This window comes from Hyphomicrobiaceae bacterium, assembly GCA_041397645.1.
Lineage (GTDB): Bacteria > Pseudomonadota > Alphaproteobacteria > Rhizobiales > Hyphomicrobiaceae > Hyphomicrobium_B.
The window spans coordinates 1,090,796-1,113,400 of record JAWKWE010000004.1; the positions used below are offsets into that span (position 1 = coordinate 1,090,796).

The window sequence follows — 22,605 nt, forward strand, 5'->3', positions numbered from 1 at the left end:
TTACCTCAGAGCGCTATTTTCCCGCCCCCTTTGCGAGTGACCGCGACGACCGACGGACGCGGGGGCTTACCGGCTTCAAAATCCGGCCAGCGGGTCAAGGGCGCTTCGAAGGTCGCAGGCCGGTCCAAAGGATCGTCGTCGTTGGATTCGCCAGGATGCTGGACGGCCAGAAACAGCGTTTCAAGGTCAGGGGTAAAGCAAGGTCCGCACATCTCCGCCCCGATCGGAACTCGGAAGAACAGCTTGGAGGTGCCGCGCGCCGTCCCCTCGGTTTCGATTGCATATAGCCCATCGGTGCGGCCCGTGCGGGAGGCAGTGTTACCGTCAGTAGCAATCCACAGTCGGCCCTTGGCGTCGATAGCGCAGTTGTCCGGCATGCCGAACCAACCGTCCCTGCTGGTCAGGGGATTGAATTGCGCGCCGACCTCTGCAATTGCCGGGTCGCCGCACTTGATCAGGATTTCCCAATTGAAGCGGGTGTCGGCGTGGTCCCCATCTCGCGGCGTGATTTCAAGAATGTGCCCGAACTTGTTGGCAAAGCGCGGATTGGCGGCGTCCGTCTGTGACGGCTTTCGCTTGTGGTTGTTGGTGAGCATGACATAAACCTTGCCGGTTTGGGCATTGGCATCGATGTCTTCGGGCCGATCCATGCGGGTGGCGCCCAGCTTGCTTGCCGCAAGACGTGCGTGGATGACGACATCGCCTTGGTCGCTAAACCCGTTTTCGGGTGTCAGCGGCCCCTGCCCGAAAACGAGCGGCAGCCATTCCCCGGATCCATCGGCGTCGAAGCGCGCGACATACAACGTGCCATCGTCCAGGATGTTGCGGTTTGCTTTCGCATCGGAGAGGTCGACCTTGGCGGCGGTGACGAATTTGTAGACGTGCTCGAAACGCTCATCGTCGCCCTGGTACACGACAAAGCGGCCGTCTTTATTGAGGACATTGCCGGCTCCTTCGTGCTTGAAGCGCCCCATGGCCGTGCGCTTGACCGGTGTGGCGGCAGGATCGCGCGGATCGATCTCTACGACCCATCCGAACCGATTGGGTTCGTTGGGCTCGCGGCCAATGTCGAACCGGTCGTGGAACTTACCCCATGCATACCATTCGGCCGGGATGCCGTACCGCTTCAAGGCGTCGGCGTCGGGATGCGACTCGGCTGCATTTTCGTTCCAGAAATATCCGTTGATATTTTCTTCGCAGCTCAACCACGTACCCCACGGCGTGGTCGCACCCGAGCAATTGTTGACCATCCCGATCACCTGCGTACCGGCCGGGTCGGCGCTGGTCTGCATCCGCGCATGGCCGCGTGCTGGACCCGATATATCGATCGGCGTAGAGGCGGTGATCCGGCGTGCGAACTTGCTATCGGCCACAACGCCCCATTTGCCGTTGCTGCGCGTGATCTCGATCACAGAGCCGCCGTGGGCGGCCATCTCGACTGCAACCATTTCTGCGGTCATGCCCGAGAAATCCGCGGCTTTGTCCTGCTGCGTGAGGTTCGGGAACATCAGCTCTTCGCAGGTGTACTCGTGATTGACGACGAGAAGTCCGCGGTTTCCATCGTCGTTCAGCGGGACGAAGCCGATGAAGTCGTTGTTGTAGCCAAACTGCATGGCCTGCGCTTGCGCATTTGGATTGTTGGGATCGTAAGCTGGTGCACCAGCCAGAACGCCATCTCCCCAGCGGATCAGAATGTCGGCGTCGTAGCCTTCCGCAACGTGATGGGTCTCATCCGTGCCCGCGGCGAGTTCGGTGAACGAAAAGTTTCGCGTCGGTGCAATTGTCTCAGCAGCGTCGGCTGCGGTGATCAGTTGCTCTACTGCGGCGCTCGCCAGCAGTCCAAACCCGAACGCTCGACGATCAAGCCGCGCCAAAATAATGTCGCCGATCGCTGGCGCTTCCAGGTGAGGATTTCGGCCTTGGTCCTCGGAATGTTTAATTTTGTCTGAGGTCGAGCGGGTCACGCATTGCTCCCTTCAGGGCGTCGTTGCGATTGATTTGCTATCAGCGCCTGCTCTGTGAAGCTCCCATGACAAGATTTTTCGTGGGCATTTTTTATGCGTAATCCCGCCTTTCACCGCCTGGCTACATTTCGCTAAAAATCGTTGAGAATTTTCCTGTTCGACCGTTGCGTTCCGTAACGTATACGCCTGTTAATGCTTGAGAATTTCGCGAAAATACCGGCAAGATTAGCTCATTAAATCGACGGCATGTTCGTTTGTCTGCTTTGCGCTATGCGCCGAGCACGAAGGGGTTTTGTCAAATTCGTTTCTAAGGTTCAGGGGCATTTTAAAATGGGCGCGAATGAACAGAACACTGCTTTGCAGAAAGGTTTGGAATCACAAGAGAGCCTGAAGCTTCGAGGGTTCACCGCAAGCTGTGGTCCGACTGGAGCCGTGGTCGTGGCTCGATGGAACCACGTGCGGGGCGTCTGGCAGTTTCACCACCATAGCTATTTTTGGACGCCGGCGGGTTACGCCGAGCCGGCTTACCGCACCGAGCTGCTGGAAGACGCGATCGCGTACACTCTCGAGACGATCTCGAAGCTCTAGGATCTGCTCAGATTGGGGCCATACGCTTATCTAGTTGTGATCCTCAGGCAGCACCGGAAGAACGCCAAACTCGACACCTTCCTCATGGAGTCTTGCCGCCTCGTCGGCACTTGTTTCACCGCGTATAGACCGCGACTCGGCCTCTCCATGATGGATCTTGCGCGCTTCTTCGGCGAACCGGGGGCCTACATCCTCGGAATTATCCACGATGTGCTTGCGGAAGGCGCGCAGCATCTCGACAGGCGGTTGCGCCGGGATGGCGCTCGTAGCGGGTCTGTCGATTGATGGTGAAGCTTCGGCTTCTTGCACTTCCAGCTTCGCGGGCCGTCGGCCTGTCACCAGCGCAGGCGCCATTGGCTGTTTTTCCACATTGGTGGCGCCGCAGTGAGGACAGGTCACCATCTTGCGGTGAACCTGGCGTTCATAGGCGTCGCCCGAACGAAACCAGCCATCGAAGGTGTGGCCCTTGCTGCATTGAAGCGCGTACTTGATCACAGCAGTTAGTCCCTCCTCAGGCCCTGGCGAGGCTCTTGGCCTGCACGACCTGGAATGGCCGGTCGTGCGTTAGCGAGGGCACTTTGCTTCGCGCCTGGGTAACGCGGGCTAGATCGATGTCTGCGGTCACGAACCCAGGTTCCGTATCGGCTTCCGCCAGGACCTCGCCCCAAGGCGCAATGATCAAGCTGTGGCCGTAGGTTTCGCGGCCATTCTCATGGCGGCCGCCTTGTGCAGCCGCAAGCACAAAACACTGCGTTTCGATTGCGCGTGCCCGCAACAGCGTCTTCCAATGCGCTTCACCCGTAACGCGCGTGAAAGCGGCGGGGACCGCAATCATTTCGGCTCCCCCTTGCGCCAGGGCCCGGTGAAGGGACGGAAAGCGCAAATCGTAACAGATTGTAAGCCCCAAGTTGGCCCATGGCAGGTCAACGATCACCGCTTGCGTCCCAGGCTGGTAGGTCGCGCTCTCGCGATAGGTCTCGCCATTTCCAAGGTCTACGTCGAACATATGGATCTTGTCGTAGCGGGCTGCGACTTCACCGTCGGGCGCGAACACGAACGACCGGTTGGCGATGCGTCCATCATCGCATTTGATTCCGATGGAGCCTATGTGCAGCCAACGCTTGAGATCGCGCGCTAAGGAGCTGAACGCTTCGAGTGCGCTGTTGTTCTTCTCGGGCTGCAGCGCAGCCATCAGCCTGGGCTTCTCCAGCTCCATCAATTGCGTATTTTCAGGGGTCTGGATGTACTCCGCCCCGGCGGCGGCGGCGGCACGAATAAGTTCGGACGCAGCGGCAATATTGGACGCGACCTCGCGGCCTGAGCAGAGCTGCACGAGAGCGGCTTTGAAGTGTGCACTGGACGTCATAAAGAGCCTCGGTTGGGCGGTCAGCTTTGAAAAAATTTTGCATTCGCACGGAGAACAACGCAAGCGCCATCACCGTCGTTGTCTATAAATGTCCGACGATGACGCGCCGCTACCCGCTGCGAAATGATCGCTGGCTGCGACCGGATGGTTAAGCTCGCGCCGAATGATGCTCAGTTGGCGAGCAGCGCGTCGAGCTTGCCAGCCCGCTCCAGGCACATGAGATCATCGCAGCCGCCGACGTGCGTCTCACCGATCCAGATCTGGGGGACCGTATTGCGGCCGCCCGCTTTGACGCGCAGTTGTTCGCGCAAATCATGCCTGCCGGTGAGATCGACTTCCTCGAAGGCTGCACCTTTGCGCTTCAGGAGCTCTTTAGCCATATGGCAATAGCAGCAGTGACCTGCGGTATAGACCGTGATCTTCGGCATTGCTTTCGCCGTCTCCTAGACGTCCGATTTGGTCGATTTTAGAATCGTGCACCTACAAATCTAATGCTTTCAGCCTCTTGTGCAAGTTTTGAGGCGAGTGTTGTGGCTTGCTGACGCACAACCGCGGTTAATCAGCAACTTGGAGGTTATTTTTGCCGTGGGAATAAATGGGATCCTGGCCTTCCAGCGCCGCCCTTATGCCTCACGGCCCGACCGGCGTTGCCCCGGCGATGGCGAGCGCCAGCACATCGACGCGCGAGGCTCCTGCCTTTTTGAGCGCACGGGCGGCCGCGCTTGCGGTCGCGCCCGTCGTGATCACGTCGTCAATCAAGAGGACCGCCTTTCCCGTCACGAGCTCTGCCTGCCCGGCCGGGACTTCGAACGCACCGGCGACATTACGCCGGCGCTCTAATCGCGAAAGTCCGACCTGCTGGCGCGTCTGCTTGGTGCGGGCCAAAGCCATGGGCGCAACGGGTTTGCCCGACAGGTGGGCCACCTCGTTGGCGAGAATCTGGGCTTGATTGAAGCGCCGCGAGATGAGGCGGCGGCGCGCTAACGGGACGGCCACGATCACCTCACAATCGCGAACGAGGTCGTCGCCCGCGACCATCAACCAGCGGCCGAACAACCGGCGCGCATGGTGAACATCCTTGTATTTGAGGTCGTGGACCAGCCTGCGCATTAGCCCGTCGTATAGCCCGACGGCGCGCCCGCGATCGTAGTCGGGTGGATCGGCAACGGCTGCTGCCGAGACCATAACGCCACCGGTATCGTAGGGCAGCGGGATGCCGAGCCGGTCGCAGAGGGGGGCACGGATGAAGTCGATTGTCCGCCAACACGAGGGGCACAGCGTATCGTGCGCGAAAACGCGCGCCTGACAGCCGATGCAGCTCGGTGGCAAGATGATATCGGCAAGGCCGGACAAACCGCGCTTTATGAATGTGTGGGCGGCGCGAAGCGGGCCCAAGCGTTGAGCCGTGGCGTCAGCGATATCAGCGTTGGTGTCCTCCAGGCTCATAGAAACCAGTCTAGCGCCTCGCCGAACAAGGCGCGAGCTGCCGCTGCCAGGATCAAAGTAGGGTATGGATGGCACCAACGAGCCAGATGAGAAGGCGAGCCTAGATGACCGCACCGTCCGTCCTTTTTGATCGGCGCCTATTGGCGCGTCGGCGAGCGCGTGCGGCGCAGGCGCCTGAGCTGCCGGACTTTCTCCTGACACGGGTGGCGGAGGATTTTGCCGAGCGCCTTGCCATCGTACGGCGTGAATTCCCCGTAGCGGTCAATCTCGGTGCACATCACGGAGTGATCGGACGTGCACTCGCGCCTTTAGAAAATGTCGGGGATGTAATCAATGTGGAGTTGGCCCCGGAGCTGATCCCGCCGGGTGCGCGTGCTGTTGCTGCCGACGAAGAGGCGCTTCCCTTTGCCGAAGGCTCCGTCGATCTCGTCGTCTCGGGACTGTCCCTGCAACTCGTCAATGACCTGCCGGGCGCACTCATCCAGATCCGTCGCGCATTGAAGGGTGACGGATTGTTTCTTGGCGCATTGCTCGGCGGGGATAGTCTGAAAGAGCTCCGCGAGGCCTGGCTTATAGCGGAAGATGAAATTTGCGGTGGCGCCTCGCCGCGCGTCGCGCCATTTGCGGATGTACGCGATTTGGGAGGCCTGCTTCAGCGTGCGGGCTTCGCGTTGCCGGTGGTCGATAGCGATCCCATTACCGTGACATATCCCTCGGCCTTGCACCTCATGCGCGAAATCAAGGCTATGGGTGCCAGCAATATGCTGCAAGACCGCCGCCGGGTTCCGGTGACGCGAGGACTATTGCTGCGGGCAAGCGAGATTTATGCGGAGCGCTTTAGCCGGCCGGATGGGCGGATCGCCGCGACGTTCGAAATTATATCAATGACGGCCTGGGTGCCGCACGAAAGTCAACCCAAACCCTTGCGACCGGGATCAGCCGAACATCGATTAGCAGATGTGCTAGGCGCAAAGAAAAGCGAAGACTTTCAATAGAGCGGAGCCAAACTAGGGTACCACAGAACGACGAATTCAAGTTTTTCTGGAACCTTTTTGGCCGCCACTGCGTCGAACGATTCAGAATTAATCTGGCGGAAGGGGGAAAATATGCTAATATTTAGTAAAATAGTTGCTGCTACTTGCTATAGAAACCCCCGGCTATAAACAAGAGTAGGCGTCGTGTTCGAGAGTATTGCCTGGGAGAAATCCCACAAAGTCGATAGCCGTAGGCGTGGACTCGCTCATCTTGAGCGTCCGCCTCCAATCGCCAAATCTAGACCAGCTCTGTTCGTCAAAAATATGACGAGTGGTGAGCATTTATTTTCGCGCGGCGAACCGAAGGAATGCCTTTATCGGGTCGAGAGCGGCGTTATTGAAATCACTTGGATGACGCCAATCGGTATTCCTGAGTTGGTAGAGCGCGTCGAGGCTGGCGACGTCTTCGGACTAGGATATCTCGATTATCATTTGTACGACGCCACCGCGATCACCGATTGCTCGGTGAGCTTCTGGCCACGCAATGCACTGGCTCAGTTTACGCATGCTATGCCTGAACTCGAGAGCCTTCAGGCAGACGCCGTCGAGCGCGAATTCCTGCATCTGCGTTCATCCATCGTTGCTTCGCCGGGCGAGCGTCCAGTTAGCCGGCTCGCCGCGTTTCTGTCGGTCGTTTCGCGCATGAACGCTGCCGAGGGGCGGGATCCCAACGTCGTCGACGAGTCGATGCAGAGCGATGTCGTCGCCGAATATTTACGGATGGATCTCAGAACGCTCGGTCAGGCTTTGGTCGAGTTGCAACGTCGCGGGCTCGTAACGGTGGAACCTCCGCACGGGTTGCGCATTAGCGATCCAGAAGCATTGGACCGCGTTAAGGACTGATGGCTGCCCCCTTGGCACTGGGGACGGCCAATCCGTGAGGGACACTCCATGATGAAGGAGTCAAATAGGCTTTCGATTCTGGTATGGTGCGCGATTGCATTCTCGCTCACGGGCCTCGGCGGCTGTGCGCAAACCCAGAGCTATTATGGCACTCAGTACGACGCTTATGCGCCGCCCGATAAAGACGAGTATTTCCCTGAGGAAATGGATGGCGGTCCGCGCCCGGTCATCCCGCCGGTTACGCCCAAGAGGGTTGCGCTTGCCAATTCGGAAAAGCCAGGAACGATTATTATCGACTCCGGTAATCGCAAACTTTATCTCACCCTCGGCCCGGGCACTGCATACCAGTATCCCATCTCCGTGGGCCGCGAAGGCTTTGACTGGACCGGCACCGAAAAGATCAGCCGTGTAGCCGACTGGCCCGACTGGTATCCGCCCGAGGAGATGCGCGAGCGCGATCCACGCCTGCCGAAGAAGATGCTCGGCGGTATCAAGAACCCGCTCGGCGCCAAAGCTCTGTTCTTGGGCAATACGCTCTATCGCATCCACGGCACCAACGATCCAAATACAATCGGGTATGCGGCGTCGTCTGGCTGTTTCAGGATGCTCAACGAACATGTCGTGCATCTTGCTTCGTTCGTGAACGTGGGCACCACGGTGAAGGTACTTCCAAGTCTGAGCGCCTTGAACTCAAGTCCCTCGGATCCGGCCACAAGCAAGTCAAAGGCAGCATCCAAAGCGAAGCCGACGGCCAGCGCGGCCAAGCCGAAGACGGTCGCCGATGCTGGCAAGAGCCGGAGCTAGTTCTGGCCGCATCTGTTCCTTTGGGAGCGCAGTCCAGCGGCGTTTGAGCGTTTTGGGTTAGGCTAGAAAATCGCGCAGCCACGGTATGAGCGGCAGATCGGCTGGTGGCATCGGATAGTTCTTCAATTCGCGCGCAGCCACCCATTTGATCGCTTGGCCTTCATGCGGCGTCATTTCGCCGTCCCAAGTCTTGCAGATGTAGAGAGGCATCAGCAGGTGGAACTTCTCGTACGTGTGAGACGCGAAGTTGAACGGACACAGACAGGACAGGCAAACATCAATGCCCAGCTCTTCTTGCAGTTCGCGATGAAGCGCGCGCTCCGGGGTTTCGCCGGGCTCGACCTTGCCGCCGGGAAACTCCCATAGTCCGGCCATGGATTTCCCCTCGGGCCGCTGAGCGATCAGAATACGATTATCGGCATCGATGAGCGCGACGGCTGCAACCAGCACCACGGGCTTAGACGGCGTCATGAACGGCGCACCAGCAGATAGCTCGCTTCTTCCAACCAGGTGATGCCACGCTTCTTGAGGGGCTCGCTCTTGGTCAGCCCGTCACGAGCGTCGATCACGGAGATCTCGAAGTTTTCGCCGAACATTTCACGCACCCGGTCCTGAGGCACGTTGAAGGGCGGGCCTTGCATCTCCTTGGGGTCGTAATCGAGACCGATCAGAAGCAGCTTTGCGCCTGCGGGCAGAAGCTCTCCCATCTTGGCGGCGTATGCGGGTTGCATGTCGGGCGGCATCGCGACAAGAGCCGCGCGGTCGTAGGCGGCGGTTGCATTGACGTCGGATTTTTTGAGCGAAAAGAAGTCGCCGCACCAAAGCTCGTACCCCTCCGCTGATTTGACCTCGAAAGGAGGCTGTGCGCGCGATTGCGGCACGAGGCCCTGTTCGCTGAAGAAGGCATCAATAGCAAGCGCAGATAGTTCAGCGCCAACGACGTCATAGCCGGCGCAAGAGAGCCATACCATGTCGAGGCTCTTGCCGCACAGTGGCACGAACACGCGTTCGCCTTTTGAAACACCGAGAGCAGGCCAGTTTTTGGAAAGTGCGGGCTGTACGTCCGGGCTATGAAAGCCGATCTCATTCTTGTGCCAGCGCTCGAGCCAGAAGTTCGGGTCTTCCATTGGTTGTCTCCCGTGACGGTCTTGTTCAATGCAGCGAAATGCAGTTCCGTCAGCTCCGGTAATCCGCATTGATCGACACGTAATCGTGGGTGAGGTCACAGGTCCACACGCGCGCCGACGACTTGCCGACGCCAACGTCGGCGCGGATTACGATGTCGGTGTTCTTCATATAGGCTGCCACCGTTTTTTCATCGTACTCCTCGGCGCGTTCGCCGTTGCGCGCCACGCAATGGGGTCCGAACCAAATGGTGAGTTTGTCGCGATCGGCAGCCTCGCCGGATTTTCCGATGGCCATGACGACGCGGCCCCAATTGGGATCCTCGCCAGCAATCGCCGTTTTCAAAATGGGAGAATTCGCGCACGACAGCGCAATCTTGCGCGCGCCTTCCCACGACTTCGCGCCCTCGATCTCAAATGTCACGAATTTGGAAAGTCCCTCGCCGTCCTTGGCGACTTGGATGGCCAAGTCTTCCATGAGATCATGGAGCGCAGCGGAGAACCCAACCAGCTTCTTGGACTTTGCATTGTCGATGGTTTTTTGTCCGCGCTCGCCAGCAGAGCCGGTTGCAAACAGCAGGCAAGTGTCGCTGGTGGATGTGTCGCCGTCGATCGTCATGCAGTTGAACGTCGTTTCGACGTGCTCGTTGAGAAGCTCTTGCAGCACCTTCGGCGGCAGCGCGGCGTCGGTGAAAATGAAACACAGCATCGTAGCCATGTCGGGCGCAATCATGCCTGCTCCCTTGCAGAAGCCGTTGATCGTCACCTTGACATTGCCGATCATCGCTGTGCGGGTGGCGAGCTTTGGATAGGTGTCGGTGGTCATGATGGCGCGTGCGGCGGCCTCGAACGCATCGGCATGGGCCGATTGCACGAGACCCTGTAAAAGGTGCGCGAACTTTCCCGCATCCATCGGTTCGCCGATGACGCCCGTCGAAGCGAGGAACACTTCGTGCGGCTTGCAATCGACGGCGGCGCTGGCGTGCTCGGCGGTCAAGGCGACGGCGTCTTCACCTTTTTGTCCGGTGAAGGCATTAGCGTTTCCCGAATTCACGACCAGAATGCGCGCCTTGCCTTTCTTGAGAGCCTTGCGGCACCACAACACCGGCGCAGAGGCCGTCTTGGATTTGGTGAGCACGCCGGCTGCGGCGGTACCCTCGTCCATGACCGCCACCATGAGATCGGTGCGACCCTTATAGCGAATGCCCGCCTCCGCCGTCGCAAAGCGCACGCCACTAAGCGGTTCAAGGATTGCGAGCGTCTGTGGCGCGAAGGGCGATACTTTCGTGACATTAGCCATATTGGGTCTCTCCGTGAGCTTGTGCTTCCCCCAAAACAGATCGGGCCGCCCTTGGCAAGCGGCCCGATCAAATTGCTTTTCAGACAGAGCAGAAGAGTTACTTTTTCTCTTCAGGCTTTTCTTCTGTCTTTTCCTCCGGCTTGTCGGCGGGCTTTGTCTCGCTGGCGGCTGGGGCGGCGCTGCCCTGAGCGGCCTTTATGCGGTCTTCCATCGTCTTCTTGATGCCCTCATCGACGTACTCGATCTTGGCCTTCGAGCGCAGGTCGATGGCGGTTCGGGAGGCCTTCTGAAGCAGCATCGATTGGAGGATGCGGTCCTTCACAACCTCGAAGGCCGGCGGCGCCTTGGCGCGCTTGTCGTCCAGCTTGATGAGGTGCCAGCCAAACTGAGTTTGGACCGGATCGGAGATGTCGCCTTTATTCATGGAGAACACGACTTCTTCGAATTGCGGCACCATCTGGCCGCGGGTGAAGAAGCCGAGATCGCCGCCGTTGTCCTTTGAGCCGGGATCCTTGGAGTGCTCCTTGGCGAGCGCGGCGAAGTCTCCGCCGTTCTTCAGCTTCTCTTTGATGTCTTTTGCCTCGGCCTCGGTCTCCACGAGGATGTGGCTCGCACGCGCTTCTTCTTCTGGCTTCAGTTTCTTGACCTGCTCGTCATAGAGCTTGCGCGCTTCTTCGTCCGATACCGAGCCCTTGATGACTTTGTCGAAATAAAGTTCGCGGAGCGCGCGGCGCTTCAGATAGGCCAGACGGCTTTCGAAGGCGGGACCCTGATCAAGCTTGTTGGCCTCTGCGGCTTCGGCAAACAGCTGGTTGTCGATGAGGAACTCCAGCAGCGACATGCGCTTTTGATCTTCGGGCATCGATCCCATGTCGCCGCCGATCTCGCTGTCTGCGACCGCGAGGTCTGCCTCGGTGATCGGCTTGCCGTCGATGGTGGCGACAACTTTGTCCTCAGCCTTGACCGGTGCTGGCAGGATCGCGGGAAAGGCTCCGATCAACGCAAGAGCCAGGGCGATATGTGATACGCGCATTTTCAAAAGGGACCTCGTGAGGGTTCAGCAAGCGGCAATTGCGCTTGGGGTTGGCTCTCGATTGCGGCTCAGACCGTCGTCTGTGTCTTACAAAGGTTCCGGGCCCGATTGCGCGGTGTCACGCGATCGTGCTCCTAAAGGCGCGCCCGGTTGCATGTTGTTGCCGCTGCCACGATCGGCGGGAGCGGACCACGCTTACACGTTGAGCCGATGGTGGATTAGCGCTGCCAGCCCCGGCAAGCCAAGTTAAAAATTCGAGAGTAGCGCGCCGCCCGGCCGATGCGGCCAATAATCCCGCCTTACCGTCGGGCACACCTTTGCCCTTTTGTACGGCGTACTTGGGCCGTTGAAGCGTTGACATAGGGGGGGACGAGTTCTTATGTCTCCGCCGGGACGGGGTGGCCCCGACGGGCCTGCCCCGGATTGTTTCGCAAGTTGGTCCTGGGCGCCGAAATGCGCTGGCGTGGCAAGCGGGGCTTGCCGCGCGATTTGTGTTGTTGGAATTCGTTGCAGATTTAGCTGCAACATATCTGTGCAAGTCCATGGGATTGAAGGCTTTTGCGAGCCCATCCCGATAAACGGTTAGGACACACGACATGCTTTCGCTTGGCGGTTTGGCATCCAAGATCTTCGGCTCTTCCAATGAGCGCAGGGTCAAGGGGTTCCGGCCCAAGGTTGCGGCCATCAATGCGCTTGAAGCCGAGGTTGAGAAGCTTTCGGACGCCGATTTGAGGGCGCGCACGGCGGATTTCCGCGAACGGCTCAAGAATGGAGCTTCGCTGGACGATATTCTCGTCGAAGCCTTCGCGACCGTTCGCGAGGCGGCCAAACGGACCCTGGGACAGCGCCACTTCGATGTGCAGCTGATCGGCGGCATGGTGCTTCATCAGGGCGACATCGCCGAAATGAAGACCGGTGAAGGCAAGACGCTGGTCGCGACGCTGCCGGTTTATCTCAATGCGTTGGCAGGCAAGGGTGTCCACGTCGTTACCGTCAACGACTACCTGGCCAAGCGCGACGCCGACTGGATGGGGCAAGTCTACCGCTTCCTGGGGTTGGAAGTTGGCGTCATCGTGCACGACATGAGCGACGATGACCGCAAGGCTGCGTACTCCTGCGACGTCACTTATGCCACCAATAACGAGTTGGGCTTCGACTACCTCCGCGACAACATGAAGATGCACAAGGAGGAGATGGTCCAGCGTGGCCATACCTTCGCAATCGTCGACGAGGTGGATTCCATTCTGATCGACGAGGCGCGCACCCCGCTCATCATTTCGGGTCCGTTGGAGGACCGCGCCGATCTTTATCAGGCCGTCGATGAGTTCATGAAGCAGATCGAGCCGGAGGATTTCGAGCTCGACGAGAAGCAGCGTCAGGTTTCGCTGACGGAAGCCGGCAACGAGAAGATGGAGCAATTGCTGACCGCGGCTGGTCACATGAAAGGCTCCATGTACGACATCGACAACGTGACGATCGTTCATCACGTCAACCAGGCGCTCAAGGCCCATAAGCTGTTCCAGCGCGACAAGGACTACATCGTCAAGGGCGGGCAGGTCGTCATTATCGATGAGTTCACTGGCCGCATGATGCCGGGCCGTCGATATTCCGAGGGGCTTCATCAGGCGCTCGAAGCCAAGGAGCATGTCGATATCCAGCCCGAGAACCAGACACTTGCTTCAATCACATTCCAGAACTACTTCCGCCTCTACGACAAGCTCGGCGGTATGACCGGCACGGCGATGACCGAAGCCAGCGAGTTCATGGACATTTACGGCCTGGAAGTCATCGAGATCCCGACCAATGTGCCGGTCAAGCGTATCGACGAAGATGACGAGATCTACCGTACGCAGCGCGAAAAACTCGGCGCCATCGTGCAATCGATCGCGGAGGCGAAGGAAAAAGGGCAGCCGATCCTCGTCGGCACCACTTCGATCGAGAAGTCCGAGCAGCTTTCCGAGCTGCTAAAGGATCACAAGTATTTCGAGTCTCTCGGCAAGTCGCTTATCGAGCAGGCTTCGGCCTTGAAAGCCAAGGAAGAGGAACTGAAGAAGTACCTTACCGAAGCTGGCGAGCGACTCGTGAAAATGGCGCGCGACGCCAAGGGCAAGGGCGATCCCATTCCCCATCAGGTGCTCAACGCTCGTTATCACGAACAGGAAGCCAATATCGTTGCCCAGGCCGGTGTTCCCGGCGCGGTCACAATCGCCACCAACATGGCGGGCCGCGGCACCGACATTCAGCTTGGCGGCAACGCGGAATATCGCGTGCGCGATTGGATTGCTGAAGAACAGGCGGCGGGCCGCGAGCCTGAAGAGGCTGCGATCAGGAAAAAACGCGAGGAGCTGCTCGCTGACGTCGCCTCAAAGAAACAGGCGGCGCTTGAAGCAGGCGGCCTCTACGTGCTTGCCACAGAACGTCACGAAAGCCGGCGCATCGACAACCAGCTGCGCGGCCGCTCAGGCCGTCAGGGCGACCCGGGCCGTTCAAAGTTCTATCTCGCGCTTGATGATGATCTCATGCGCATCTTCGGTTCGGAGCGCATGGATAAGGTGCTTCAGACCCTTGGCCTCAAGGAAGGTGAGGCGATTGTGCATCCTTGGATGAACAAGTCGCTGGAGACCGCACAGAAGAAGGTCGAGCAGCGCAACTTCGACATCCGCAAACAGATTCTCAAATACGACGACGTGATGAATGACCAGCGCAAGGTCATCTTCAGCCACCGCCTCGACATCATGGCCGAGGAAGACGTGTCGGAAACAGTGACCGAGCTGCGCCAAGAGCTTGTTGAAGAGCTTGTAACGAAGCACATTCCGCCTGCGGCATACGCCGAGCAGTGGGATACGGCGGGACTCAAGGAAGAAGTCGAAAATGTCTTCGGTCTCGATCTGCCCGTTCAGGATTGGGCCGCCGAGGAAGGCATCGCCGACCAGGAGATCAAAGAACGCCTCATCAACGCCACCGAAGCCAAGGTTAAGGCCAAAGAATCGGAGCTCGGCAACGATCTTTATCGCCAGATCGAGAAGATGGTGTTGCTGCAGACGCTAGATCATCTGTGGCGCGAGCATCTGGTGACACTTGAGCATCTACGGCAGGTGATCGGCTTCCGCGCCTACGGTCAGCGCGATCCGCTGAACGAATACAAGTCGGAAGCCTTTGTGCTGTTCGAGAATATGTTGGGTCGTTTGCGCGAAGTGACAACCGGTCAGCTCATGCATGTCGAGCTAATGCCGCCCGATCAGCAGCCTGCGTTGCAACCCATAGAGCTTCCGCAGATGGAGGGCCATCACATCGATCCCGATACCGGCTACGATGATATGCAAAATACCGACGAGCGGGTTCCTGAGCATATTGCGCGCGAGCTTGCCATGGCGGACGCTGCCATGCAGGGCGCGCGGGCACGGCGTTTTGCACCCACCGAGCCGCCCAAGCGTCAGCCCCTGCAAACGCGCAAGGGCGAGGGCGGGCTTGATCCCAATGACCCGGCAACCTGGGGGCGCGTGTCACGTAATGCGGAATGCCCTTGTGGTTCAGGCAAGAAGTACAAACATTGCCATGGTAAGCTCGACTAGGCTGATCATTCCATACGCACGCGGCATCGCGGTTCTTTGGGATGACGAGATTTATCTCGTCATCCCAACAAGCAAAACTGAGACGTGAAGGATGCACGCGCCTAGCGGACGCTGAGTGAAGGACACTGGTTCTTCTCAGTTTCAGCAGGCCCAAACAGGCTTAGTGGCCCGAGCCATTGGCCGGCGTCTCGTGATCCCCGTCGCTGCCGTGACCCGATATGCGATCGGACAGAGCCAGCAAGACGCTCGAAATCACGAAGACCACGTGAATGATAACGAGCCAGAACAGAACACGCTCGTTATCCGGCGTCACCGCCTTGAGCGACATGAACTGCTTAAGCAGCTGAATGCCTGAAATGGCGACGATGGAAGACAGCAGCTTCAGTTTCAGCCCGCTGAAATCGATTGTGCCCATCCAAGCTGGCCAGTCTTTGTGGCCCGTATGATCGATGCGCGAAACGAAATTCTCATAACCTGAGAAGATAACGATGATGAGGAGGGAGCCGGTCAGCGCTAGATCCACAAGCGCGAGGACGCCGAGGATGACGTCGGATTCACTCAGCACAAACGCGCCATGCAGAAGATGGATCAACTCGGCCAGGAATTTTACGAGCAGCACAATCAGCGACAGCGCGAGACCGAAATAGAAAGGCGCCAACAGCCATCGGGAGGCGAACAGCGCCTTCTCCAAAATAGTTTCGATGTGCTTGCCTGCGGAGTTTTCAGCCATATGCCGGTATCCCGTTGAGATGTGTTGATATGGCTCTAGCCGATCCGCATGGCTCCCTACAAGGCCGCAGCTCGCGCGGTCTCATACAACGTCCCCGTCTCGCCGGGTTTATTGAGCATTGCTCTCTGCCAAGGTGCGCAGTCTTGGCAATATGACGGTCAGCCTCAGGCCGAGGGCGAAGCGTGCCGCCTTGCGCGCGGCCTGGATGTCCTTCAAAGTCGCGGTCTTGCGGCAGATCCGAAGTGCCCAGCGGCATTTGATGGCCGGCTGAGCCGGTGGCTTTTCGGCTATAGGTTGAACGACGGATTTGGGGTCTGTGCTTCTCAGGTCAGGCGTTGCAGCCGCAGGAGCAGCTGCGCCCGTGAGACCCGCCGGCGCAGTTTGCGCATCGGTTTGGGTTTGCGCTCCCGCGCCCAGGCGCATCGGCGGAGAAATATCGACGGCCGCCGTGCGGACAGGCTGAACAACCGGCGAGGAGGGCGTTACGCCATCGAGCCAGTCCTTCTGATCTTTGATGGTAGCAATCGTTGTTTGGCAGGCTTCGACAGGTCCGGTGTTAGAGCTGCCCGAGCTTTCAGAAAACGTGTAGCGGCTGCTGCATACGCTAACGTGAGGAATGCGTTTTGTCAGCTCGAAGGCGTCGTAGCCTTCCTTCAGGTTGGCCCAGAATCCCGACCAAGCGGTGGACGGGTGTGATTTGACGTTCTCTTCGGTCATGCGAAATGGAAAGACGTGAATTGGCACATCCTGCTGACCGCCATCGATCGCTGATTCCGTGAGCCGGTGGATCTCGTCGGAAACGGGATTGGTCATCGCAAAGCAGCCAACGGACGTGCAGCCGCCGTGAATGAGAATATCGGACCCGGTGCGTGCCTCTGCTTGATCATAGATGTTGGGATAGTTGAGCAGCAGCGAACGTGGCCAGCGACCTGCATGATAAAGCTGGCGCTTGGTGATGGTGTAGAATCCTTCGGGCGCCTGCTTGTCGCCCTCGCGCAGCTTCGGACCCAGCATGCCGGACCAGTGGCAGATCGGGTAGGTTGCAAACAGCACCATCTGGCCCTGTTTTTCCTTCCAAACCTCCAGTTCGGATTCGGCCTTGAAGATGCGGATGAGTATGGGGGCTCTAATCGAGACGCCCTTCTGTTTTAGTCGCTCATCGAGAATTGCAACGTCTGGTGTCCCTGGCAGCGGCATGGCGCCTTGCTCCCACGAGCGCTGGCGTTCGACGCGGTCCGCCGCAACGCCTTTTAGCTCGATGGAGAGCGCATCGGCGCGCCGGGGGGCTGTTATCAGCCCTCCGATGCAACCGATCAGCGCAAGCGCTATCGGCAGAAGCCGCGCAACTCCCCACGTCATTCGTCGTTCGCCTAGAGGTTTCCCACCCGATTGGATCGACAACATACCCGTTCGATAGGATAAGAGTCAGTGTGATTTTATGGCCGCGGACCGGTCTCGTAAGCCCAGGAAAGTCTTTCAATTCTTTGCCGAGGTTTGTGGGCAACGTTCGGAGATTCCCACACCCTGGCTGGGTGAGTTGCCGGGTGAGAAGAGATAGCGCCCTTTGCAAACATTGACCTGCGGTGGCAGGCGGGTGGTCTCAAACAGGGCGTTGCCGGCCTGAAGGTCGCGCCAAAAGGCGGCGTCTGGGTGATCCTGGTAGTTCGCCAGCCGTTCGGGCGTCATCCGGAAGGGATAGGCCTGGACCTGGAAGGACGTCTGCCCCTGGTCGAAAGCCGCGTTGATGAGCCGCCATATTTCATCGATCTGCGCATTGGTCATGGCGTAGCAACCGACAGATGCGCACCCTCCATGAACCATGAGGAACGAGCCCGTGCGGCCCAAGGAGCGGTCATAGACGTTTGGAAAACCCAGGTTGAACGAGCGATGCCAACGACTGTTGGGGTTCAAAGACGACCGGGACACTTCATAGAAGCCCTCTGGCGCCTGCCGGTCGCCGGCCTTGAGCTTAGGTCCAAGCCGTCCTGACCAGCGGCAAATCGGGTACGTTGCGAAGTGGTGGAAGACACCGTCCCGCGCCATCCACAGCTCCAGCTCGAACTCTCGCTTAAAGATGCGCATCAGAATCGGCGCGCCCTCTTTCAATCCGTGCGAGGCGAGGCGTTGGGAAAAATCGGCAAGGTCAGGTGCTCCAGGCAGGGCCATTCCCATACTTGCGCGCCAGCGTCGCTCCGTGCGTTCGAACGCGATCCGGCGTTCATCAGCATCACGCGGCGAAAGTGTGAGCCAGGCTCCGGCTAGGCTGACTACGACGCCTGCGATCGCGACAAGCGTGAGCATGACGAGCCGCCGCGGCCAGCGTCGCCGCGATTTGCGCGCGAGGGGGCCTTGTGTTGGCGAGGATGGCCGTGTTTGCGAGTCCCGTGCAGTCATTGCCGGCATCATATCCAAGAACGAGGCAATTTACAGGCCCCGGCATCAAACCAAGGGTTGACCCTCACCAATAAATTCCGGGATGAATGTTGCGATCAACAATGAGGCTCGGAATCGTGTTTCTGCAATTTAGATGTGAGGATGGAGTGACAAGCACGATCCATGTCGTCGTGCGCGCCATGTCGCGAGCACCTGAGTTGGGTGCTGCGGCCTTCATCCTGCTCGTTGCCATCATGACGGCGGGCGCTTTCGCCTATGAGCGCAAGGACTGTGAACAGGAGAACAAGGCAACGCTCGCCCTGCGCGCTTGCTCGCAGTTGCTCGACATCGGCGACCTCGATCAGGCAACACGCGCGCGCTATTACCGGCGCAGAGGGGACGCTTGGTTGCATGAAGACGAGCCTAAGGAGGCGGCTGCGGACTTTAGCCATGCGCTCGCTATAGAACCGGGAAATGTCACAGCCCTGAAGGGACGCGCGCGTGCCAATACGCTGCTCGGCAAGCACCCCGCTGCCGTTGCGGATTGGAGCGCGATCCTTGCCCAGTCAGAAGATGGTGCCGCGAAAGAGCAAGTCTATCTGGCACGGGCAGAAAGCGAACTGGCTGCAGGAAAGCCGGATGCGGCGCTTGCCGACTACGCCGTCATCCTCGAAAGCAATCCGACCAGCGTGAAGGCCTACATCGGCCGGGCCAAGGTCTATGGCAGCTTAAACGACCGCGACAGGGCGTTGGAAGCGTTGGATGACGCGCTCAGAATCGATTCCCAGTCGATCGCCGCATATTTTGCCCGGGGGCAGATGGCCGAGAGCTGGGGCGATACGCGCATGGCTATAGACAACTATCTGACCGCCTGGAAACTCAATCCGCGGGGGGCATGGGAAGCCCGCAAGGGGCTTCGTCGATTGGGCGTGGATTTCCCATAACTCGTTGTCTCTCTCAATTTTCGGAGAGCGGACAATACGACCAGAGACGGCAGCAACGTCGTGCGGCTAGGATGTGCGCCGCTGCCTATCGGGGCGGCACGTTTTTTCGCAAGGCCTTATGACTTCTCCAGACCCATTCGAGATCTTTTTGGTGTCCATACCAGGCCTGGAGTCCGTGTTGTGTGCCGAGGCGCGTGAGAAGGGATTTCGCGGGGCGCATATCATAGCGGGCGGCATTGCGTTCAACGGGCGCTGGCATGACGTCTGGCGCGCCAATCTGGAGCTTCGCGGGGCGAGCCGAATTCTGGCGCGGATCGGATCGTTCCGTGTGCTTCATCTCGCTCAGCTCGACAAAAGGGCCCACCGCATCGCTTGGCGCGACATCTTGCGGCCTGACATTCCGTTCAGCGTGGACGCCGTTTGTCGCTCATCCCGCATCTATCATTCAGGAGCAGCTGCACAACGTATCGCGCGCGCAATAACCGATGAGATTGGCGCGCCGTTGTCCGATGAAGCGGAAGTCGTCATCAAAGCGCGCATTGAGCGCGACGTGTGCACGCTAGCGGTCGACACCTCAGGCGAACTTCTGCACCGGCGTGGCCACAAGGAAGCCGTCAACAAAGCGCCCATGCGCGAGACGATGGCATCGTTGCTCCTGCGCCAGTGCGGATATTCAGGGCAGGAGCCCGTTGTCGATCCAATGTGCGGTTCGGGAACATTTGTCATCGAAGCGGCCGAGATTGCGCGCGGATTGAAGCCCGGGCGTTCGCGCAACTTTGCATTCGAGAAACTCGCGACCTTCGATGAGGCAGCCTGGAAGCAGATGCGTTCTGAGTCTTGTGTCGTTGAAACACCGCTTCGTTTTTTTGGCAGTGACAGAGATGCCGGCGCTATTCGTATGAGTATGGCGAATGCGGAACGTGCCGGCGTCGGTGATATCGCGCAATTCCAGCAACAATCAGTTGAGGAACTCGTTGCGCCGGATAGTCCGGCCGGACTTGTCGTTATCAATCCGCCCTACGGCGCGCGCATTGGAGATACGTCGGGCCTCCACGCGCTCTACCGCACACTGGGCGAGAGGCTTAGCTCGCAATTTCGCGGTTGGCGGGTTGGCCTCGTAACGACCGACGTGCAGCTGGCGCAAGCAACGCGGTTGCCGTTTGCCCCGCCATTCGGTCCGGTGTCTCACGGTGGCTTGAGAGTGCTGCTTTTTCAAACCGTTCCGCTCGCGTAGCTCTGCCCGATTGGGCTGAACTCCCGGTTGGCATGAGGGACTTCAAGTTCTCAGCCAGCTTAAGTGAGCTTCGGCGCGATGCTCAAGACGCGGAACAACGCCGCCAGCAGAAATTGCTTGCCGATGCAGGTCTCGGCTTTGTGAGCGAGGGCTTTGCGGATCGCGCCTCACAGATGCGCCAGGGTCTCGACGTTTGGGTCGAGGGGCAGATCAGCAAGTATGATGACGGTCTGGGCGGTTATGATCGCGACGGAGACTTCCGGGTACTCTACGTGGGTGCCGATTATGCTCTTGCGCCAGGCGTCTTGGTCGGTGCGCTGGTTCAGGTCGACGACACGCGTGAAGACGTCAACAAGTCGGATCTGACAGGCAAAGTCGAAGGTACTGGCTGGATGGTTGGTCCGTACGTCGGCATCAAGCTCACCGATAACTTATTCTTAGATGCGCGCGCCGCTTACGGTACGTCGAGCAACGATATCTGGCTCGACGACAGTGCCGCCGGTTATCGGTCGGCAAGTTTCGATACTGATCGCTGGCTCACAACCGCGACGTTGACGGGAAATGAGTACATCGGAAACTTCCGCTTCTCGCCGCAGTTGGGCCTTGCCTACGGGCGCGAATGGTACGGCGATTACTACAACAGCATCGGTCAGGTTGTCGAAGGTCGGGATATCTCGATTGCCCGCATCAATGCGACCCTTGAAGTCGGCTACCGTTTTGACCTCGTGGATGGCACCATGATCGAGCCGCATGTGTCGATCTCGGGGATTGCCAACTTCTCAGGCGACGATCTGATCATCGCGGGCGAGATTATCGATCCAAACGAAAATCGCGCCAAGATCGAAGGCGGCTTCATCGTGCAGACGCGCGAGGGATATGCGATTAGAGCAGCAGCTGCATACGACGGCATAGGACAAAGCGACTTCGAGGCCTATTCCGGCTCGCTGTGGCTGAACGTGCCGCTCAACTGAGCGTGAAAGTCCGATCGAGAAAAATAAGAAGGGTTGGCAGTTCTGCCAGCCCTATTGGTTTCCGGCAAAGTTCGGAGTTGATATGCCCGGCGGTGTCGTCGCGCCGGCGCTCGTCGCGGAAGACGCCGCTGCCTTGGCGGCCGCAACATCGGCTGGCGTCGGCTCGTTGTCGGGATCGACAATGCCCTTCATCTTGTTGCCGGCCGCTACGGTGGTTTCCTGCGGCTCAGGCAGGGGCGTAAACGCGCTGATGACCGGACGCGCAAGCGGTGGACAGGGACCTGCGGGATCGGGGCGGCTCTGGGCGACGGCGTTGACCACGTAGCTGCGCGAACAGACGACGACTTCCGGCGGCAAATGATACTTTTCGAAGTGGTCGTAACCCTGCTTCAGGGTCATCCAGAAAGAATACCACTTGTTCTTTTTCATTTGCGCCAAGCGCGCGTCCGTCATGCGGAAGGGAAGAGCCTGCACCTGGAAATATGGCTGTCCGGCTTTTAGCGCCTCGCGCGTCAGGCCATAAATATCTTCCATCATAGCATCGGTCATGGCGTAGCAGCCAGCCGAGCGGCACTTGCCGTGGACCATCACGCTGTTGCCGGTGCGGCCCCAAGACTTGTCGTAGGCGTTGGGATAGCCCAGGTTGAACGACAGGTAGTATTTCGAGTTCGGATTCATCAGCGCCGGTGTGATGGTGTAGAAGCCCTCAGGCGCCTGACGATCGCCCTCCTGGAGCTTGGGGCCGATCTCGCCCGACCAATTGCAGATCGGGTACGTCTTGAAATGATAGAAGCGGCCGTCGTCGCGCTGCTTCCAGATTTCTAGCTCGCTCTCCTCCTTGAAGATGCGCACGAATACGGGTGAACTCGGCTGCATGCCCTTTTTGGCAAGCAGGTTGAGCGTGTCTCTTGAGAGAGGCACTTCAGACGGCGGCGGGATAACGGGGGCACTGGAGCACGAAGCCAAGATCAGACCTGCGGTCGCAGCCGCGAGCGTGCGCAGCGTCCTGCGCGGCGCGCTGACGGGCCCCGTGTTGAGCCCCGGTCTGGAATAGTGTGCGGTCAATGCGTCGTCGCCCCCAACGTGTCGTGCATCGGTCCATTGCCCACGCGCACACTTGAGGGCCCCCTTTCGTCAGATAGAACGCCCGTCAAAAAAACGCCGACACCACAGGCTTCTAGGAAAAAAATCTAATACGCCGTTTGGGCGCAGCACAGGTACCTGTCAAGTTCAGTATGTGGATGAATACGGCGCTCCAAGGGCGGCCAAAAGCTAACAC

General features: G+C 59.0%; 21 protein-coding genes. 8 read left to right on the forward strand and 13 right to left on the reverse strand.

The window, feature by feature from the left end; translation table 11 throughout:
- Positions 1 to 5 precede the first annotated feature (5 nt).
- Complete coding sequence (locus R3D51_05060; GenBank protein MEZ5898848.1) at positions 6 to 1,964, reverse strand: PhoX family phosphatase; 1,959 nt, start codon at positions 1,962 to 1,964, stop codon at positions 6 to 8.
- 438 nt (positions 1,965 to 2,402) lie between these two features.
- Between R3D51_05060 and R3D51_05065 the strand changes: the two genes are divergently transcribed.
- Positions 2,403 to 2,552, forward strand: a complete 150-nt coding sequence (locus R3D51_05065; GenBank protein MEZ5898849.1) for a hypothetical protein — start codon at positions 2,403 to 2,405, stop codon at positions 2,550 to 2,552.
- 30 nt (positions 2,553 to 2,582) lie between these two features.
- On the opposite strand, the gene R3D51_05070 is transcribed toward R3D51_05065, so the two are convergent.
- From R3D51_05070 to R3D51_05085, 4 genes are all read right to left on the reverse strand, one after another.
- Entirely contained in the window at positions 2,583 to 3,047 is a 465-nt protein-coding gene (locus tag R3D51_05070; GenBank protein ID MEZ5898850.1) for a DUF1178 family protein, read from the reverse strand.
- 16 nt (positions 3,048 to 3,063) lie between these two features.
- Entirely contained in the window at positions 3,064 to 3,918 is an 855-nt protein-coding gene (locus tag R3D51_05075) for a carbon-nitrogen hydrolase family protein (protein MEZ5898851.1), read from the reverse strand.
- A gap of 170 nt (positions 3,919 to 4,088) precedes the next feature.
- On the reverse strand, positions 4,089 to 4,346 hold the full coding sequence (grxC, locus tag R3D51_05080) for a glutaredoxin 3 (protein MEZ5898852.1): 258 nt from the start codon (positions 4,344 to 4,346) through the stop codon (positions 4,089 to 4,091).
- Between the two features lie 202 nt (positions 4,347 to 4,548).
- On the reverse strand, positions 4,549 to 5,364 hold the full coding sequence (locus tag R3D51_05085) for a ComF family protein (protein ID MEZ5898853.1): 816 nt from the start codon (positions 5,362 to 5,364) through the stop codon (positions 4,549 to 4,551).
- Between the two features lie 104 nt (positions 5,365 to 5,468).
- Between R3D51_05085 and R3D51_05090 the strand changes: the two genes are divergently transcribed.
- The 3 genes from R3D51_05090 (at position 5,469) to R3D51_05100 (ending at position 8,045) form a co-directional block, all read left to right on the forward strand.
- Positions 5,469 to 6,359 (forward strand): methyltransferase domain-containing protein, encoded by an 891-nt coding sequence (locus R3D51_05090; protein MEZ5898854.1) that lies wholly within the window; start codon positions 5,469 to 5,471, stop codon positions 6,357 to 6,359.
- Between the two features lie 183 nt (positions 6,360 to 6,542).
- Positions 6,543 to 7,241, forward strand: a complete 699-nt coding sequence (locus R3D51_05095) for a Crp/Fnr family transcriptional regulator (protein MEZ5898855.1) — start codon at positions 6,543 to 6,545, stop codon at positions 7,239 to 7,241.
- 48 nt (positions 7,242 to 7,289) lie between these two features.
- Positions 7,290 to 8,045 carry a L,D-transpeptidase gene (locus R3D51_05100; protein MEZ5898856.1) on the forward strand — a complete coding sequence of 252 codons (756 nt, stop codon included), beginning with the start codon at positions 7,290 to 7,292 and terminating at the stop codon, positions 8,043 to 8,045.
- A 57-nt stretch (positions 8,046 to 8,102) separates the two neighbouring features.
- On the opposite strand, the gene mutT is transcribed toward R3D51_05100, so the two are convergent.
- The 4 genes from mutT to R3D51_05120 all read right to left on the reverse strand — a co-directional run bounded on the left by mutT (position 8,103) and on the right by R3D51_05120 (position 11,502).
- Complete coding sequence (mutT, locus tag R3D51_05105) at positions 8,103 to 8,516, reverse strand: 8-oxo-dGTP diphosphatase MutT (protein MEZ5898857.1); 414 nt, start codon at positions 8,514 to 8,516, stop codon at positions 8,103 to 8,105.
- Positions 8,513 to 9,172 carry a thiopurine S-methyltransferase gene (locus R3D51_05110; protein ID MEZ5898858.1) on the reverse strand — a complete coding sequence of 220 codons (660 nt, stop codon included), beginning with the start codon at positions 9,170 to 9,172 and terminating at the stop codon, positions 8,513 to 8,515. The genes mutT and R3D51_05110 overlap by 4 nt, the downstream gene beginning before the upstream one ends.
- A 49-nt stretch (positions 9,173 to 9,221) precedes the next feature.
- The gene (gene argJ / locus R3D51_05115) at positions 9,222 to 10,469 is read right to left on the reverse strand and encodes a bifunctional glutamate N-acetyltransferase/amino-acid acetyltransferase ArgJ (protein MEZ5898859.1); all 1,248 of its coding nucleotides are present in this window, start codon (positions 10,467 to 10,469) and stop codon (positions 9,222 to 9,224) included.
- Between the two features lie 97 nt (positions 10,470 to 10,566).
- A complete protein-coding gene (locus R3D51_05120) occupies positions 10,567 to 11,502 on the reverse strand; it encodes a peptidylprolyl isomerase (protein ID MEZ5898860.1) in 936 nt (311 codons plus the stop codon).
- Between the two features lie 596 nt (positions 11,503 to 12,098).
- Here R3D51_05120 and secA point away from each other — a divergent pair.
- Positions 12,099 to 15,074: a preprotein translocase subunit SecA gene (gene secA, locus R3D51_05125; GenBank protein ID MEZ5898861.1), complete on the forward strand. Its 2,976-nt coding sequence runs from the start codon at positions 12,099 to 12,101 to the stop codon at positions 15,072 to 15,074.
- 160 nt (positions 15,075 to 15,234) lie between these two features.
- On the opposite strand, the gene R3D51_05130 is transcribed toward secA, so the two are convergent.
- The 3 genes from R3D51_05130 to R3D51_05140 all read right to left on the reverse strand — a co-directional run bounded on the left by R3D51_05130 (position 15,235) and on the right by R3D51_05140 (position 18,105).
- Positions 15,235 to 15,804 (reverse strand): TIGR00645 family protein, encoded by a 570-nt coding sequence (locus tag R3D51_05130; protein ID MEZ5898862.1) that lies wholly within the window; start codon positions 15,802 to 15,804, stop codon positions 15,235 to 15,237.
- A gap of 108 nt (positions 15,805 to 15,912) precedes the next feature.
- Complete coding sequence (locus R3D51_05135) at positions 15,913 to 17,163, reverse strand: hypothetical protein (GenBank protein MEZ5898863.1); 1,251 nt, start codon at positions 17,161 to 17,163, stop codon at positions 15,913 to 15,915.
- Positions 17,164 to 17,280: 117 nt separating this feature from the next.
- Positions 17,281 to 18,105, reverse strand: coding sequence for a murein L,D-transpeptidase family protein (locus tag R3D51_05140; GenBank protein ID MEZ5898864.1), 825 nt, complete (start codon positions 18,103 to 18,105; stop codon positions 17,281 to 17,283).
- Between the two features lie 239 nt (positions 18,106 to 18,344).
- Between R3D51_05140 and R3D51_05145 the strand changes: the two genes are divergently transcribed.
- The 3 genes from R3D51_05145 (at position 18,345) to R3D51_05155 (ending at position 21,326) form a co-directional block, all read left to right on the forward strand.
- Positions 18,345 to 19,121: a hypothetical protein gene (locus R3D51_05145; GenBank protein MEZ5898865.1), complete on the forward strand. Its 777-nt coding sequence runs from the start codon at positions 18,345 to 18,347 to the stop codon at positions 19,119 to 19,121.
- Between the two features lie 151 nt (positions 19,122 to 19,272).
- Positions 19,273 to 20,355 carry a class I SAM-dependent RNA methyltransferase gene (locus R3D51_05150; protein MEZ5898866.1) on the forward strand — a complete coding sequence of 361 codons (1,083 nt, stop codon included), beginning with the start codon at positions 19,273 to 19,275 and terminating at the stop codon, positions 20,353 to 20,355.
- Between the two features lie 32 nt (positions 20,356 to 20,387).
- Complete coding sequence (locus R3D51_05155) at positions 20,388 to 21,326, forward strand: autotransporter outer membrane beta-barrel domain-containing protein (GenBank protein MEZ5898867.1); 939 nt, start codon at positions 20,388 to 20,390, stop codon at positions 21,324 to 21,326.
- Between the two features lie 51 nt (positions 21,327 to 21,377).
- Here R3D51_05155 and R3D51_05160 read toward each other — a convergent pair whose 3' ends face one another.
- Positions 21,378 to 22,391: a murein L,D-transpeptidase family protein gene (locus tag R3D51_05160; GenBank protein MEZ5898868.1), complete on the reverse strand. Its 1,014-nt coding sequence runs from the start codon at positions 22,389 to 22,391 to the stop codon at positions 21,378 to 21,380.
- Positions 22,392 to 22,605 lie beyond the last annotated feature (214 nt).